The sequence below is a fragment of the Pseudomonas sp. 15C genome (assembly GCF_055484735.1).
In genome coordinates, this window is record NZ_JBUDGD010000002.1 from 264913 (window position 1) to 279402 (window position 14490).

At 60.3% G+C, this 14490-nt stretch carries 14 protein-coding genes; 9 read left to right on the forward strand and 5 right to left on the reverse strand.

What is annotated here, in order from left to right:
* The first annotated feature begins 81 nt into the window (after positions 1-81).
* Together coaD and ACYYKW_RS02665 are read left to right on the forward strand one after the other, a co-directional pair.
* Positions 82-561, forward strand: coding sequence for a pantetheine-phosphate adenylyltransferase (gene coaD, locus ACYYKW_RS02660; protein ID WP_042606545.1), 480 nt, complete (start codon positions 82-84; stop codon positions 559-561).
* Positions 562-663: 102 nt separating this feature from the next.
* Positions 664-915, forward strand: a complete 252-nt coding sequence (locus ACYYKW_RS02665; RefSeq protein ID WP_003195146.1) for a YfhL family 4Fe-4S dicluster ferredoxin — start codon at positions 664-666, stop codon at positions 913-915.
* 129 nt (positions 916-1044) lie between these two features.
* Here ACYYKW_RS02665 and ACYYKW_RS02670 read toward each other — a convergent pair whose 3' ends face one another.
* Genes ACYYKW_RS02670 through ACYYKW_RS02680 form a run of 3 tightly spaced genes read right to left on the reverse strand, consistent with a single transcriptional unit; the run spans position 1045 to position 3062 of the window.
* Positions 1045-1368 carry a multidrug transporter gene (locus ACYYKW_RS02670; RefSeq protein WP_090287190.1) on the reverse strand — a complete coding sequence of 108 codons (324 nt, stop codon included), beginning with the start codon at positions 1366-1368 and terminating at the stop codon, positions 1045-1047.
* Positions 1369-1424: 56 nt separating this feature from the next.
* Positions 1425-2237: a bifunctional DNA-formamidopyrimidine glycosylase/DNA-(apurinic or apyrimidinic site) lyase gene (gene mutM, locus ACYYKW_RS02675; protein WP_464989342.1), complete on the reverse strand. Its 813-nt coding sequence runs from the start codon at positions 2235-2237 to the stop codon at positions 1425-1427.
* A 12-nt stretch (positions 2238-2249) separates the two neighbouring features.
* A complete protein-coding gene (locus tag ACYYKW_RS02680) occupies positions 2250-3062 on the reverse strand; it encodes an HDOD domain-containing protein (RefSeq protein WP_464989357.1) in 813 nt (270 codons plus the stop codon).
* Positions 3063-3290: 228 nt separating this feature from the next.
* On the opposite strand from ACYYKW_RS02680, the gene ACYYKW_RS02685 reads away from it, so the two are divergent.
* The 6 genes from ACYYKW_RS02685 to ilvD all read left to right on the forward strand — a co-directional run bounded on the left by ACYYKW_RS02685 (position 3291) and on the right by ilvD (position 11015).
* Positions 3291-3830 (forward strand): type 1 glutamine amidotransferase domain-containing protein, encoded by a 540-nt coding sequence (locus ACYYKW_RS02685; RefSeq protein ID WP_464989343.1) that lies wholly within the window; start codon positions 3291-3293, stop codon positions 3828-3830.
* A gap of 163 nt (positions 3831-3993) precedes the next feature.
* Positions 3994-5190 carry a class I SAM-dependent rRNA methyltransferase gene (locus ACYYKW_RS02690; RefSeq protein WP_093429813.1) on the forward strand — a complete coding sequence of 399 codons (1197 nt, stop codon included), beginning with the start codon at positions 3994-3996 and terminating at the stop codon, positions 5188-5190.
* Positions 5191-5634: 444 nt separating this feature from the next.
* Positions 5635-6708 carry a SagB family peptide dehydrogenase gene (locus ACYYKW_RS02695; RefSeq protein WP_464989344.1) on the forward strand — a complete coding sequence of 358 codons (1074 nt, stop codon included), beginning with the start codon at positions 5635-5637 and terminating at the stop codon, positions 6706-6708.
* Complete coding sequence (locus tag ACYYKW_RS02700) at positions 6705-7682, forward strand: diiron oxygenase (RefSeq protein WP_464989345.1); 978 nt, start codon at positions 6705-6707, stop codon at positions 7680-7682. Before ACYYKW_RS02695 ends, ACYYKW_RS02700 begins: the two co-directional genes overlap by 4 nt.
* Positions 7675-8907 (forward strand): MFS transporter, encoded by a 1233-nt coding sequence (locus ACYYKW_RS02705; protein WP_464989346.1) that lies wholly within the window; start codon positions 7675-7677, stop codon positions 8905-8907. Before ACYYKW_RS02700 ends, ACYYKW_RS02705 begins: the two co-directional genes overlap by 8 nt.
* 266 nt (positions 8908-9173) lie before the next feature.
* On the forward strand, positions 9174-11015 hold the full coding sequence (gene ilvD / locus ACYYKW_RS02710) for a dihydroxy-acid dehydratase (RefSeq protein ID WP_090287208.1): 1842 nt from the start codon (positions 9174-9176) through the stop codon (positions 11013-11015).
* 166 nt (positions 11016-11181) lie between these two features.
* Here the strand turns inward: ilvD and ACYYKW_RS02715 are convergent, their stop codons facing one another.
* Positions 11182-12237 (reverse strand): haloacid dehalogenase-like hydrolase, encoded by a 1056-nt coding sequence (locus ACYYKW_RS02715; RefSeq protein WP_464989347.1) that lies wholly within the window; start codon positions 12235-12237, stop codon positions 11182-11184.
* Positions 12238-12476: 239 nt separating this feature from the next.
* Between ACYYKW_RS02715 and ACYYKW_RS02720 the strand changes: the two genes are divergently transcribed.
* A complete protein-coding gene (locus tag ACYYKW_RS02720; RefSeq protein ID WP_090287212.1) occupies positions 12477-13868 on the forward strand; it encodes an L-cystine transporter in 1392 nt (463 codons plus the stop codon).
* 90 nt (positions 13869-13958) lie between these two features.
* On the opposite strand, the gene ACYYKW_RS02725 is transcribed toward ACYYKW_RS02720, so the two are convergent.
* The gene (locus ACYYKW_RS02725) at positions 13959-14471 is read right to left on the reverse strand and encodes a dihydrofolate reductase (RefSeq protein WP_464989348.1); all 513 of its coding nucleotides are present in this window, start codon (positions 14469-14471) and stop codon (positions 13959-13961) included.
* Positions 14472-14490: the final 19 nt, after the last annotated feature.

The following is a 14490-nucleotide window of genomic DNA, read 5'->3' on the forward strand; positions in this document are numbered from 1 at the left end:
CCTACCAAACACGCGACTTGGCCGACCGGTTAGGCTGCGATACCATCCGACTCCCCAACGGACTCCCGCCAGGACGACGCGATGAACCGAGTGTTGTACCCAGGTACCTTCGACCCTATTACCAAGGGCCATGGCGATCTGGTCGAACGCGCCTCGCGCCTGTTCGACCATGTGATCATTGCCGTCGCCGCCAGCCCGAAAAAGAACCCGCTGTTCCCGCTGGAACAACGCGTGGAACTGGCGCGCGAAGTCACCCGGCACTTGCCGAACGTGGAAGTGGTCGGCTTTTCGACGCTACTGGCGCATTTCGCCAAAGAGCAGAACGCCAATGTGTTCCTGCGTGGTTTGCGCGCGGTGTCGGACTTCGAATACGAATTTCAGCTGGCCAACATGAACCGTCAGCTGGCGCCGGATGTGGAGAGTCTGTTTCTCACGCCGTCGGAACGTTATTCGTTCATTTCCTCGACGCTGGTGCGCGAAATTGCCGCGCTGGGCGGCGATATCAGCAAGTTCGTCCACCCGGCCGTGGCCGACGCGCTGACCCTGCGCTTCAAAAAGTAACTACCGTTCAAACGGCGCCCGCGTGCACTGCGGGCGCCAATGCGGCACAATTGCGCGCATTGATTTATAGCGCCCGGGCCTGCCGCCCCGGCTGGAGTTAGCATGTCCCTGATCATCACCGACGATTGCATCAACTGCGACGTCTGCGAACCCGAGTGCCCGAACGCCGCCATTTCCCAGGGCGAGGAGATCTACGTGATCGACCCCAACCTGTGCACCCAGTGCGTCGGCCACTACGACGAACCGCAGTGCCAGCAGGTCTGTCCGGTGGATTGCATTCCGCTGGACGAAGCGCATCCTGAGACTGAAGAGCAGTTGATGGAGAAGTACCGCAAGATCACGGGCAAGGCCTGATTTTTCAGCGCCTGTCAGGTCTTCATCGCCAGCAGGCTGGCTCCCACATTTGAAATGCATTCCAATGTGGGAGCCAGCCTGCTGGCGATAGGGCCATCAGCCACACTGCTGAAATCTGATCTGATCAGCTCACTCGCGCTGCTCAAACCCCTCCCCCGTACACCCCAGACAGCGCACAAACGCCGCCTTCGCCGGGTCCACCACCAGCGCCTGCCCCGCATCGCCGACCCCGCCACCCAGCGCGGTGAACGGCAACGACACGACAAACGCGCCGGCACCAATCACCGTCGCCACGACCAATAACGGCCGGGCGATCAGCAGGTCGCCGAGCATGGCGTAGGCCGGTGGGTTCTGGATGGTGTAGCGCGGATCACCGCTGCCGCTTTCCGAGGCCCGGGCGACCAGACTGGAACACAACAGCAGTGTGACGAAGAGGACTTGCGGGCATTTCATGGCGCGATCCTTCGGGCTGAGCAGTGAGACTTCTCACTATAGACCCAAGGATTTTTTCAGGTCTGGCAGCGCGGGCAGAACACGCTGGCGCGCTGGCCGAGCTTGAGCTCGCGCAGGCCAGTGCCGCAGACCTTGCAGTGTTCACCGCCGCGGCCGTAGACAAACAGCTCCTGCTGGAAATACCCCGGCTGCCCGTCGCCGCCGATGAAATCACGCAGCGTGGTGCCGCCGCGCTCGATCGCTGCGGCGAGGATGCGCTTGATCTCGATTGCCAGCTTCAGATAGCGCCCTCGGGAAATCCCCCCGGCCGCTCGGCGCGGGTCGATGCCGGCGGCGAACAGCGCTTCGGTCGCATAGATGTTGCCGACCCCGACCACCACCGCGTTGTCCATGATGAACGGCTTGACCGCCATCGCCCGCCCGCGTGACAGCTGAAACAACCGCTCGCCGTCGAACAGATCGGTCAACGGCTCCGGCCCCAGGCGAATCAGCAATTCATGATTGAGCGGATCGCTGCTCCACAACATCGCACCGAAACGCCGTGGATCGGTGTAGCGCAGCGCCAGTCCCGACTCCAGTTCGATGTCGACGTGCTCGTGCTTGAGCGCCGGCAACCCGGCTTCGACCAGGCGCAGATTGCCCGACATGCCCAGATGGCTGATCAGCGTGCCGACTTCGGCATTGATCAACAGGTATTTGGCGCGGCGCTCGACCAGCACGATGCGCTGCCCTGACAGGCGCACATCGAGGTCTTCGGGGATCGGCCAGCGCAACCGCCGATCCCGCACGATCACCCGGCTGACGCGCTGGCCTTCCAGATGCGGGGCAATGCCACGGCGGGTGGTTTCGACTTCCGGCAGTTCAGGCATGCTGTCCTCGATTCAATGCGCGCCGAGGTCGCGGATCGTTTGCTTGAGGATTTCGAAGTCGTAGTCCGACAGGCCTACGTAATCGAGCACCAGCGGGCCGACGGCGTTCCACTCGAAGTCTTCGGTCTGGTTGCCCAGCACCCGATACGACGCGCAGATGTTTTCGGCCATTTTCAGAATCGCCAGGAGGTTCTTCAGCTGACTGTTCTTCGACGACTCGTCGCTGAAAATCGCCAAAGCGTTGTGGTGATTGGCGATGGCCGCGCTGACATGCTCCGGCAACCGCCAGGATTTCGCGGTGTAGTAACCAACCACGGCATGGTTGGTGTTGAACACGCGGTTTTCCGTGTCGACCACACGGCATTCCGGGCTGGCGCTGGCGTAGGCCTCTTCCAGTACGGTCATGTAATCGGGGAAGCGCTGCAGCATCAATGGCACGCCGCAATCGTGGAACAGCCCCAACGCATAGGCTTCGTCGCCGGCCTGGGTGCCGATGCGCTTGGCCAGGGTCAGGCAGGTCATCGCCACGTCCTGGGCGGTGTCCCAGAAGCGGTTGAGGGTGACGATGGTGTCGTCGTTCATTTCGCCTTTGATCGACTGCGCGTTGATCAGGTTGATGATCGAACGGCTGCCCAGCAGGTTCACCGCACGCTGGATCGAAGTGATCTTGTTGCTCAGGCCGTAATACGGAGAGTTGACGATCTTCAGCAGCGCGCCGGACAGGCCCGGGTCCTGGGAGATGAGCTTGGCGATCACCTCCAGATCCGGGTCGGGCATGTACTGCTCCATTTGCAGATCCACCATGATCTGCGGTTGCGCCGGCACACTGATGCCTTGCAGCGATTGTTGAATCTGTTCGGTGGTCAGCTCTTGGGACATAAGTACACACTCTGGGACAGGCGGCGATTCTAACCGCTGAAACCGCAGGGCGACACACCGACGGGCACATCGCCGGAACTTTCATTCAAGCCCAGGCTTCGGACTCTGTAGGGCGCACAGGATCTGAAAGGTCTATTGCGAAGGAAAAATCTCCACAGACTCAGGAGCTTACCGATGGCAACTTCCCTCAATGGCAAACGCGTCGCTATTTTGGTCACCGATGGTTTCGAACAGGTTGAAATGACCGGCCCCAAAGATGCTTTGGAGCAGGCTGGCGTGCAGGTCGATATCCTTTCCACCGAGGCCGGAACGGTCAAAGGCTGGAACCATGACCAACCGGCGGACGACTTTACCGTCACCAACACCTTCCAGGCCGTGGGTATCGATCAATACGATGCCGTGCTGCTGCCGGGCGGTGTGCAGAACTCCGACACCATCCGTATCGACCAGGATGCCCAGCATCTGGTCAAGACCGCCGCCTCGGCCGGCAAGCCGATTGCCGTGATCTGCCATGGCAGCTGGCTGCTGATCTCCGCCGGACTGGTCAATGGCAAGACCATGACGAGCTATAAAACCGTCAAGGACGATCTGGTCAACGCCGGTGCCAACTGGGTCGATCAGGAAGTGGTCAAGGACGGCAACCTGATCAGCAGCCGCCAGCCAGACGATGTGCCGGCATTCAGTCAGGCACTGATTGACGCACTGGCGGCGTAAGCGCTGAAATCGCTTTCGCGAGCAGGCTCGCTCCCACAGGTATTCGCAATACCAATGTGGGAGCGGGCCCGCTCGCGAAGGCGTCATCAGCGTTTCATCGCATCCCCGGCCCTGCGCAAACCTCAACACGCTATACTCCCGCTCTTTTTTCCGGAGCGACGTCATGTCCCTGCCTAGCCTGCGCCTCAAAGCCAACGCCGACCGTCGCCTGCGCGCCGGTCATCTGTGGGTCTACAGCAACGAAATCGATGTAGCCGCGACCCCGCTGCACGGATTCAATGCTGGCGATCAGGCCATCCTCGAAGCTGCGGGTGGCAAGCCGCTGGGCATCGTCGCGATGAGCCCGAACAACCTGATCTGTGCCCGCCTGCTGTCGCGCGACATCAAAGTTGCGCTGGACAAATCCTTGCTGGTGCACCGTTTGAACGTGGCGCTGTCGCTGCGCGAGCGCTTGTTCGACAAGCCGTTCTATCGCCTGGTCTACGGCGATTCCGACCTGCTGCCGGGGCTGGTGGTCGACCGTTTTGGCGACATTCTGGTGGTGCAGATCGCTTCGGCAACCATGGAAGCGCACAAGGACGACGTGATCGCCGCCCTGACCCAAGTGCTCAAGCCAAGCGGCATTCTGTTCAAGAACGACTCCGCCGCCCGTGATGCCGAAGGTCTCAACCGTTACGTCGAAACCGTGTTCGGTCTGGTCCCGGAGTGGGTTGCGCTGGAAGAAAACGGCGTGAAATTCGAAGCGCCGGTGATTCAGGGGCAGAAAACCGGCTGGTTCTACGACCACCGTATGAACCGCGCCCGCCTCGCCCCTTACGCCAAAGGCAAACGCGTCCTCGACCTCTACAGCTACATCGGCGGGTGGGGTGTGCAAGCGGCCGCGTTCGGCGCCAGCGAAGTGTTCTGCGTCGACGCTTCGGCGTTCGCCCTCGACGGCGTTGAGCGTAACGCGGCGCTGAACGGTTTCGCCGACAAAATGACCTGCATCGAAGGCGATGTCTTCGAAGCCCTGAAAGAATTGAAAGCCAGCGAAGAGCGCTTCGACGTGATCGTGGCCGACCCGCCCGCCTTCATCAAGCGCAAGAAAGACATGAAAAACGGTGAAGGCGCCTACCGCCGCCTGAACGAGCAAGCCATGCGCCTGCTCAACAAGGACGGTATCCTGGTCAGCGCGTCGTGCTCGATGCACCTGCCCGAGGACGACCTGCAGAACATTCTGCTGACCAGCGCCCGTCACCTGGATCGCAACATTCAGTTGCTGGAGCGTGGCGGTCAGGGTCCGGACCATCCGGTGCACCCGGCCATCGCCGAAACTCGCTACATCAAGAGCATTACCTGCCGCTTGCTGCCCAACAGCTGATTCCTGCTGATAACGGGGGAGTCAGCAGGCTCCCCCGTTTGTTTTGCACGCCGCCCTGGTGTGTTTTTTGACCTGTTCTGCAAACTTCCTACAATTACTTTCCTCCAGTGATGCAGGACGTTTCTCTGCACCCGCTAACTAATGAAACATTGCCTACAAGTTTAATTAAGCGCAACGACAGCTCTGACAAAATTACTGGACTTTTCCTACCCAATATCCGCTTGCCAATAATCCATTACAAACTATTATGAAGTTGTCACCACGAGGTGACTTCAACTATCAATGAACATGGAGTTCACATTATGAAAAGCATTTCTCTGGAAAGTAAAAAGCTCGCAAACCTGGCTTTTCTGGTTGCCGCTAAAGCCCGTTAAGTAAGGCAGGACGCCGGGGAGTGCCGGCAACCCGGCGTCCTTTCGAATTTACCCAGAGTGAATCGCCCCCATGCACATCAATCCCTATCTTTTCATATTGCCGCGCCCTTGCGGACAAGTCATATGGAACTATAAAAACCATACCCAACATGAACTTGATCTCGACCATACAATTCGCCTGGCGCACTTGATCGACAACTCTGAACTCTTCGACCCGCTAAACATCATAGACACAGAACTATTAAACGCAGGCATTCTAACTATTTCAAAACTCGACAACTCATCCTGGGGCTGGGACGAATTGTCGAAGATTTATCATATCGGCACACAAAATATTCCGTGTGAACATACGCCTCAGGATATCCAAGAGTGGGCCAGTCACTATCTGGCGCATTGCAATGAAGTGCTCGCCGCACCGCCACCGACGACTGATCGTCCGGGATGCGAGGCAGAGCGACGCATTGCCTTGCCCCGGCCTCGCGCCTTGAAAGACGAGAGCCTGACGCACGCCCTGCTGCAGCGCAAAACCTGTCGGACCTACACAGGCGCAGCGGTCACGCTGGATGATCTCGGTACGCTGCTTTATCTATCTTTCGGTTATCTCGAAGAACGCGAGCATGACCGCGACGACAGCATCGCCCACGGACTCGGCGCCCGTCGAAGCAGCCCTTCCGCTGGCGGACTGAATGCCTGCGAAGCCTTTCTGCTGGTGCAGAACGTCGATGACCTGGAGCCGGGCGTCTACAGCTACCATCCCGCCGAGCACTCACTGAGCCCGGTCAATCCCTTGCCAGAACCCGCCCTGGGCCAGTTGCTCGCTGGCCAGCATTTCATCAACAACCTGCCGCTTGGCGTGTTCATCACTGCTCGTTTCGACCGGCTCTGGTGGAAATATGAGCATTCACGGGCCTACCGCATGGCCTTCGTCGAAGCCGGTCACCTGTCGCAATCCTTCCAGTTGGTCGCCACCGCGCTTGGCCTCAATACCTGGCTAACCGGTGCGTTTGCCGATCGGCAGGTCGAAGCCCTGCTGTCACTTGAGGGCAGCGCCGAACAACCGCTGTTCTTCGTCGGCTGTGGACACAGTGCCGGCCAGGCGATGTGCGACGAGATGCACGAACTGTTGAGCGAGGGCCACGCATGAGCCTGACGACTGCCGAGCCGGATGAAGCGCCAGTGTCATGGGCACTGAAGTTCACCCTCAAGGATTGGGAAAGCCGCGCCTCGGTGCGCAGCAGCACCCATGACTACCTGTTACCGGAGGACGTGGCCCTGCAACTGCAAACCCGTCATTGGTTCCCCCCGGCCTTCATTCCCTATCTGGCGCACCCGGCGATCCAGGCGGCGGGGCGCGACGTGCAGCACCGATTGTCCGCCAACCACCTGGTGCACTTTCTCGATTACACCACCCTGCTCGAACACCGCATCGTCAATCGCGCCGTGGAAGTGATCGTGCACCGTGAGCTGCCGGTTTTCGTTCCGCTGGCGATGAAACACGCGGCATTGCAGCTCTATACCGACGAGGGCTACCACGCGTTGTTCTCCAATCGGCTGGCTGAGCAGATCGCCGGCTTCTATGGCATCAGCGGACGTCCGGTATTGCCGAAGCGCATCGCACGTCTCAATGCCTTGATCGCCCGCACCCCGGAAAAGCACCGACCACTGGCATGGTTTCTGCTGGGCTTCGTCTCGGAAACCATCATCGCCCGCGAGCTGCTGGACGTTTGTCGCGACAGCCTGGTATCCAGCGTAAGCGACATGCTGCGCGACCATCTGACCGATGAGGCCCGCCACAGTCGTTATTTCGCCGAAGTGTTCCATTACCTGTGGCTGTCGATGCTCAGCCGTCAGCGCACGTTCGTGAGCAGAACCGTGCTGGAAATCATCGGCATTTTTTTCGAGGCCGACGAACGCTGGCTGCAGCAGAGCCTGCGTGGAGCAGGCATTGCCGAGGTGGACGTGATGGAAGTCGTCAGCGGCATGGCCACGGTGCAAGCCAACCGTACTCGAGCGCGATCAGGTGCCGTCGCCACACTGGATGCACTGAGCAAGGCCGGTTTTTTTGCACTGGCCCATAACCGGACACTTTTCGCCAGGGCAGGACTGATCGATGGATAACGCGACATCCGTGGTAACCGCCAGACAGCGCCGCGCAGCGGTGGGCTTGTTGCTGACGATGGTGCTGCTTGGCGTGTTCCCGCTGGATGTGCTGCTGCCCTCGTTTCCGGCATTGGCGGCGCACTTTGCCCGTTCACCGGCAGACATCGCGCTGTCGATCAGCCTGTTTGCGGTGGGCATCGCGTTTGCCCAGTTATTGATCGGTCCGCTATCAGACGTTATAGGCCGCAAGGGCTTGCTGCTGGCGGGCATGAGCGTGTCGATGCTCGGCGCAGTCGGTTGTGTGATGACCAGCGATTTTACGCTGTTCCTGATGTTCCGGGTCATGCAAGCAGTGGGGTGCGGATGCTTCGTGCTGTCCCAGGCGTTGGTGCAGGATCTGTTCGAAGGGGCTGAGCGCGACCGGCTGCGCATCCTGATGGTCACGGCTACGGGAATTTTCATCTCGGTGTCGCCGCTGGCCGGCACTTTCCTGCAGGCAACGCTGGGCTGGCGCGGCAGCTTCTGGGTGTTCACAGCACTGTCTGCCGTGGTGCTGGTCAAGGCCTGGGTGTTTTTGCAAAACAGCCGTCCGGCCGACAGCAATGCGCGGGTCGGCTTCATCCGCTCCTATCGCCGCGTATTGGGCGACTTTGAATTTGTCGGTTACTGGCTGATCTCGGCGTTTGCCTTCGCCTGCCATTTTTCCTTCATCGTGATCTCGCCGTTGATCTTCATGGATCAATTGCAGCTCGCCCCCTATGACTTCTCCTTGATCCTGCTGGTGTACGGTGCCGCCTACGTCGTCGGCGGCATTCTTGCCGCCGTGCTGAACCGGCGCATCACCCCGTTGCAGCAGATAGTCACCGGGCTCGGCCTGATATTGCTGGCGGGGCTGGCAATGCTGTATCTGGCCGCCGAGCATGCGCTGGCCCCGGTCACGGTGCTGATCCCGATGCTGATCTGCACCGCCGGCACCACCATCGCCCGCCCCGCCGCGACATCGCGGGCCATGAGCCTGTTCCCTGAAAACGCCGGTACCTCGGCTTCGGCGGGCAGCACGATCATCTTCATTTGTGGCGGTCTGATCAGCGCACTGATCAGCCTCAACCCGAGCAATCTGCAAGCGACGCTGGGCTACTGCTTCGTGCTGTTGAGCGCAACAGCGCTGCTGCTTAACCACCGGCTCAGCCGGCGTGCGAGCAATCTTGCTGCCGGAGCCTCGGCGCAGTCCGACGGCGATTGAAGCTGCCAGTCGTCATTCCACACCGACCGTCTGCACGGCGCAGCACGTTGCGCCATTCCCTCCAGACGCCAGCGGTGTAGAATCGCTTCATTCATCGCCATTCATCCCCGGCGGGTTTATGAGCTCAGGCTGAGACCAGCGGCGATCCCGCAACGTCATCGGCAGCTTCCGAAACACACGGCTATTTCCGCATGTTCCAGAGGTCCATAGAAGCTCACTCCCCTTTAGCACCTGATTAGCACCTGATTAGCCGCCCGGAGTGTTCCATGCCAGATTATCGTTCCAAAACATCCACCCACGGCCGCAACATGGCCGGCGCCCGCGCACTGTGGCGCGCCACGGGGATGAAGGATGACGACTTCAAAAAGCCGATCATCGCCATTGCCAACTCGTTCACCCAGTTCGTCCCGGGCCACGTACACCTGAAGGATCTGGGCCAACTGGTCGCCCGAGAAATCGAACGCGCCGGCGGTGTGGCAAAGGAATTCAACACCATTGCCGTGGATGACGGCATCGCCATGGGCCACGACGGCATGCTCTATTCGCTGCCGAGCCGCGAGATTATCGCCGACTCCGTCGAGTACATGGTCAACGCCCACTGCGCCGACGCCATCGTCTGCATCTCCAACTGCGACAAGATCACCCCAGGCATGTTGATGGCAGCTTTGCGCCTCAACATTCCGGTGATCTTCGTTTCCGGCGGCCCGATGGAAGCCGGCAAGACCAAACTCGCTTCCCACGGTCTCGATCTGGTCGACGCCATGGTGATCGCCGCCGACTCCAGCGCTTCTGACGAGAAAGTCGCCGAGTACGAGCGCAGCGCCTGCCCGACGTGCGGTTCGTGCTCCGGCATGTTCACCGCCAACTCGATGAACTGCCTGACCGAAGCACTGGGCCTGGCCTTGCCGGGCAACGGTTCGACCCTCGCCACCCACAGCGACCGCGAGCAGTTGTTCCTGCAGGCTGGCCGCACCATCGTCGAGCTGTGCAAGCGTTACTACGGCGAGAACGACGAGTCGGTGTTGCCGCGCAACATCGCCAACTTCAAGGCGTTCGAGAACGCGATGATGCTCGACATCGCCATGGGCGGGTCGACCAACACCATCCTGCACTTGCTCGCCGCCGCCCAGGAAGCCGAGATCGATTTCGACCTGCGCGACATCGATCGCCTCTCGCGCAGCGTTCCGCAGCTGTGCAAGGTGGCACCGAACATTCAGAAGTACCACATGGAAGACGTGCACCGCGCCGGCGGCATTTTCAGCATCCTCGGTTCGCTGGCCCGTGGCGGCCTGCTGCACACCGACCTGCCGACCGTGCACAGCCGCAGCATGGAAGAAGCCATCGCCAAGTGGGACATCACCCAGACCAGCGACGAGGCTGTGCATCATTTCTTCAAGGCCGGCCCGGCAGGCATTCCGACGCAGACTGCGTTCAGTCAGTCGACTCGCTGGGAAACCCTGGACGACGACCGTGAAAACGGCTGCATCCGCAGCTTCGAGCACGCCTACTCGAAAGAAGGTGGCCTGGCCGTGCTGTACGGCAACATCGCGCAGGATGGTTGCGTGGTGAAAACCGCCGGCGTCGATGAGTCGATCCACGTCTTCGAAGGAAACGCCAAGATCTTCGAAAGCCAGGACAGCGCCGTGCGTGGCATCCTCGCCGACGAAGTGAAAGAAGGCGACATCGTCATCATTCGCTACGAAGGCCCGAAAGGCGGCCCGGGCATGCAGGAAATGCTCTACCCGACTTCGTACCTGAAGTCCAAAGGCCTGGGCAAAGCCTGTGCCTTGCTGACCGATGGCCGTTTCTCTGGCGGCACGTCGGGCCTGTCCATCGGTCACGCTTCGCCAGAAGCAGCCGCTGGCGGCGCGATCGGTCTGGTGCAGGATGGCGATAAAGTGCTGATCGACATTCCGAACCGCTCGATCAACCTGTTGGTCAGCGACGAAGAACTGGCGGCACGCCGCGCCGAGCAGGACAAGAAAGGCTGGAAACCGGTCGAACAACGCCCACGCAAAGTGACCACCGCCCTCAAGGCCTACGCCTTGCTGGCGACCAGCGCCGACAAGGGCGCAGTGCGCAACAAAGCGATGCTCGACGGCTTGTAAGCGTCCAATCGCAGACAAAAAAATGCCCCGCCAACGTGCGGGGCATTTTTTTGTCTGGCCGATTTAGTCAGTGAGCATGAGGGCCCCATCGCGAGCAGGCTCACTCCTACAGGTGAACGCATCCAATTGTAGGAGTGAGCCTGCTCGCGATCGGAGCAACCCGGGCTTACTGAATATCTTCAGGCTTGACGATCACCCAGTTTTTATCCGCCGTCACCGGCAACCCTTCTTTGGCCTGCGCCGCGGCGTGCTTGGCCATCATGCCGTTGATTTGCGTCATGTACTTGTCCTTGCGGTTGATCCACAAGTGGATGCCGCCCTTGGCCACGTCGACATCGTGGAACAGCATGTAGCCGTCGCTGGTCGGGGTGTCGCCGCCGACCAGTACCGGTTTTTTCCATTCATCGATGTAGGTGAGGATCGCCGCGTGCTTGCCGGCCATCCAAGTTGCCGGGGTCCACAGGTACGGCGTCAGCTCCAGGCCGAGGTTGGCCTTCTCGTCATACTTGCCCGCTGTGATCTGCTTGCGCGCAGTAGTCAGTTCTTGCGTCTCGCGGTTTTTCAGCAGCAGGCTGACGCCAATGACGTTCTGCGGTTTGACGTTGTAGCCGTACTTCGGATCCGCCGCGACCATGCGCACCAGTTCCTCAGAGGCAGCGGTCATCACGTAAACCTCGATGCCGTTTTCCATCAGCTTGTTGTACAGCTCTTGCTGGCCGGTGAAGATCTTCGGCGGGTTGACGTCGAGTGTCTTCACCACATCGCCTTCGTAATAGGTCGCCGGCACCGGTTTGCCCGAAGCCATCAGCTCATCGACGTAGCCCTTGAGTTCCTTGAGAGTGAAACCGGAGAACACTTGCGCCACCCACGGATAGCAGACCATGTCGTCGACTTCGCAGAGGCGGTAGTAGTAACTGAACAGGCTTTCCTTGTGCTCGGCGGTGTCCTTGAACGGCATCAGTTTCAGCGACGGGTCAAGTTTGTCGCGGGTGATCAGGCCCTTGTTTTCCATGAACGGCAGCAAGGATTCTTCGAGGTCGTAGCGGTAACTGGTGTTGTCCATGTCGAACACCGCGTAGTTACCCTTATTGGCATTGGCCGCGATCATCGCGTCCAGCGCCTTGGCCTGATCCGCCGGCCAGTGCTTGAGGTCCGTGGCCAAGGCCTGACCAGCCAGGCCCGCCGCCAGTGCGACCGCCCACAACGTGCGTGCAATTCTCATAGCGCTACTCCCCGATCGAAAGAGTTCGACGCTAACAAATAAGTGTGACAACCCCCGCCTGTCTGCGACCGCACGCGTCCGTATCGCGCCAGAAACATCGCCGGCAACGACACGGGCTTATTCCAAAAACGACGGCCCCCCAGCCATTTCGGTATTAAATCATTGCAAATCAAGCTGTTAGGCTTGCCGGTTCGCAGCAGCCCCGGACGGCTGTTGGCAAAGTCTTTTCTGGAGTCCTCATGAATCTACCGTTGATTCTCAACCTGCTGGTGTTCCTCGCCCTGCTCGTCGGTCTGGCGCAAACCCGTCACACCACCTGGAGCCTGGCGAAAAAAGTCCTGCTGGCGCTGGTGCTCGGCGTGGCGTTCGGCGTGGCGCTGCACACGATTTACGGTGCCGGCAATCCGGTACTGAAAGCCTCGATCGGCTGGTTCGATCTGGTCGGCAACGGCTACGTGCAGTTGCTGCAGATGATCGTCATCCCACTGGTGTTCGCCTCGATCCTCAGCGCGGTGGCGCGTCTGCACAACGCTTCGTCGCTGGGCAAGATCAGCTTCCTGACCATCGGCACGCTGCTGTTCACCACGGCGATTGCCGCGCTGATCGGCATCGGCCTGACCAATCTGTTCGGCCTCACCGCCGAGGGACTGGTCGCCGGCACTCAGGAAATGGCCCGTCTGCAAACCATTCAGAACGACTACGCCGGCAAGGTCGCCGACTTGAATGTGCCGCAACTGCTGCTGTCGTTCATTCCGCAGAACCCGTTCGCCGACCTGGCGCGAGCCAAGCCGACCTCGATCATCAGCGTGGTGATTTTCGCCGCGTTCCTCGGCGTGGCTGCCCTGCAACTGCTCAAGGATGACGTCGAGAAAGGTCAGAAAGTGATCAACGCCATCGACACCCTGCAAGCCTGGGTGATGCGTCTGGTGCGGCTGGTGATGAAACTGACCCCGTACGGCGTGCTGGCGCTGATGACCAAAGTGGTCGCTGGCTCCAACCTGCAGGACATCATCAAGCTCGGCAGTTTTGTCGTGGTGTCGTATCTGGGTCTGGGCCTGATGTTCGTGGTCCACGGCGTGCTGGTATCGGCGGCCGGGATCAACCCGCTGCGTTTCTTCCGCAAGATCTGGCCGGTGCTGACCTTCGCGTTCACCAGCCGTTCGAGCGCAGCGACCATTCCGCTGAGCATCGAAGCGCAGACCCGGCGCCTGGGCATTCCATCGTCAGTGGCGAGTTTTGCCGCATCTTTCGGCGCGACCATCGGCCAGAACGGTTGCGCCGGCCTCTACCCAGCCATGCTGGCAGTCATGGTTGCACCGACCGTGGGCATCAACCCGCTCGACCCGCTGTGGATCGCGACGCTGGTGGCGATTGTGACCTTGAGTTCGGCGGGCGTGGCCGGTGTCGGCGGCGGCGCGACTTTCGCCGCACTGATCGTGCTGCCGGCGATGGGTTTGCCGGTGTCGCTGGTGGCGCTGCTGATTTCGGTTGAGCCGTTGATCGACATGGGCCGTACGGCGTTGAATGTCAGTGGTTCGATCACCGCGGGTGCGATTACCAGTCAGGTGATGCAGCAGACCGATAAAGAGCTGCTGGATGCCGATGAGCATGCGGAACTCGCTCAGGCTTGATTAGCGCCTGACAGACCACTATCGCGAGCAGGCTCACTCCTACATTTGGAATGCGTTCCCCCTGTAGGAGTGAGCCTGCTCGCGATGCTCTTAAGCCTTCTCCCAAATTTCGAAGTTGTACGCGGGTTTGTCGCCCTCAGCCGCGTTCGGAACGTTCGACACCAGTGTCCACTGGCTCAAATCAAACTCCGGAAACCACGCATCCCCTTCCGGGCTCAGCGCGACGCGGGTCAGGTACAGACGATCCGCTTGGGCCAGCCCTTGCGCATACAACTGCGCGCCGCCAATCAGCATCAACTCATCGACGCCTTGCTCTTTCGCCCATTCTTCGGCGCGAGCGACGGCGGTGTCCAGCGATGGATACACTTCGGCGCCTTCGAGCGACAAATCGGTCTGGCGGCTGACGACGAGGTTCAAGCGCCCCGGCAGCGGTCGGCCGAGCGAATCCCAGGTCTTGCGGCCCATGATGATCGGCTTGCCGAGGGTCATGGCCTTGAAGTATTTGAAGTCCCCCGGCAGGTGCCAGGGCATGCTGTTGTCGACGCCGATCACGTGGTTTTCACCGAGCGCTGCGATCAGGCTGAGGGGCAGTGATTTAGTCATGCCGGCGAGGATACCAGAG

Bases quoted from the DNA above. Each gene is read 5' to 3' on its own strand.
- coaD (WP_042606545.1), top strand. From the start codon at position 82: ATGAACCGAGTGTTGTACCCAGGTACCTTCGACCCTATTACCAAGGGC.
- ACYYKW_RS02665 (WP_003195146.1), top strand. From the start codon at position 664: ATGTCCCTGATCATCACCGACGATTGCATCAACTGCGACGTCTGCGAA.
- ACYYKW_RS02670 (WP_090287190.1), bottom strand. From the start codon at position 1,368: ATGAAATGCCCGCAAGTCCTCTTCGTCACACTGCTGTTGTGTTCCAGT.
- mutM (WP_464989342.1), bottom strand. From the start codon at position 2,237: ATGCCTGAACTGCCGGAAGTCGAAACCACCCGCCGTGGCATTGCCCCG.
- ACYYKW_RS02685 (WP_464989343.1), top strand. From the start codon at position 3,291: ATGGCAACTTCCCTCAATGGCAAACGCGTCGCTATTTTGGTCACCGAT.
- ACYYKW_RS02690 (WP_093429813.1), top strand. From the start codon at position 3,994: ATGTCCCTGCCTAGCCTGCGCCTCAAAGCCAACGCCGACCGTCGCCTG.
- ACYYKW_RS02695 (WP_464989344.1), top strand. From the start codon at position 5,635: ATGCACATCAATCCCTATCTTTTCATATTGCCGCGCCCTTGCGGACAA.
- ACYYKW_RS02700 (WP_464989345.1), top strand. From the start codon at position 6,705: ATGAGCCTGACGACTGCCGAGCCGGATGAAGCGCCAGTGTCATGGGCA.
- ACYYKW_RS02705 (WP_464989346.1), top strand. From the start codon at position 7,675: ATGGATAACGCGACATCCGTGGTAACCGCCAGACAGCGCCGCGCAGCG.
- ilvD (WP_090287208.1), top strand. From the start codon at position 9,174: ATGCCAGATTATCGTTCCAAAACATCCACCCACGGCCGCAACATGGCC.
- ACYYKW_RS02715 (WP_464989347.1), bottom strand. From the start codon at position 12,237: ATGAGAATTGCACGCACGTTGTGGGCGGTCGCACTGGCGGCGGGCCTG.
- ACYYKW_RS02720 (WP_090287212.1), top strand. From the start codon at position 12,477: ATGAATCTACCGTTGATTCTCAACCTGCTGGTGTTCCTCGCCCTGCTC.
- ACYYKW_RS02725 (WP_464989348.1), bottom strand. From the start codon at position 14,471: ATGACTAAATCACTGCCCCTCAGCCTGATCGCAGCGCTCGGTGAAAAC.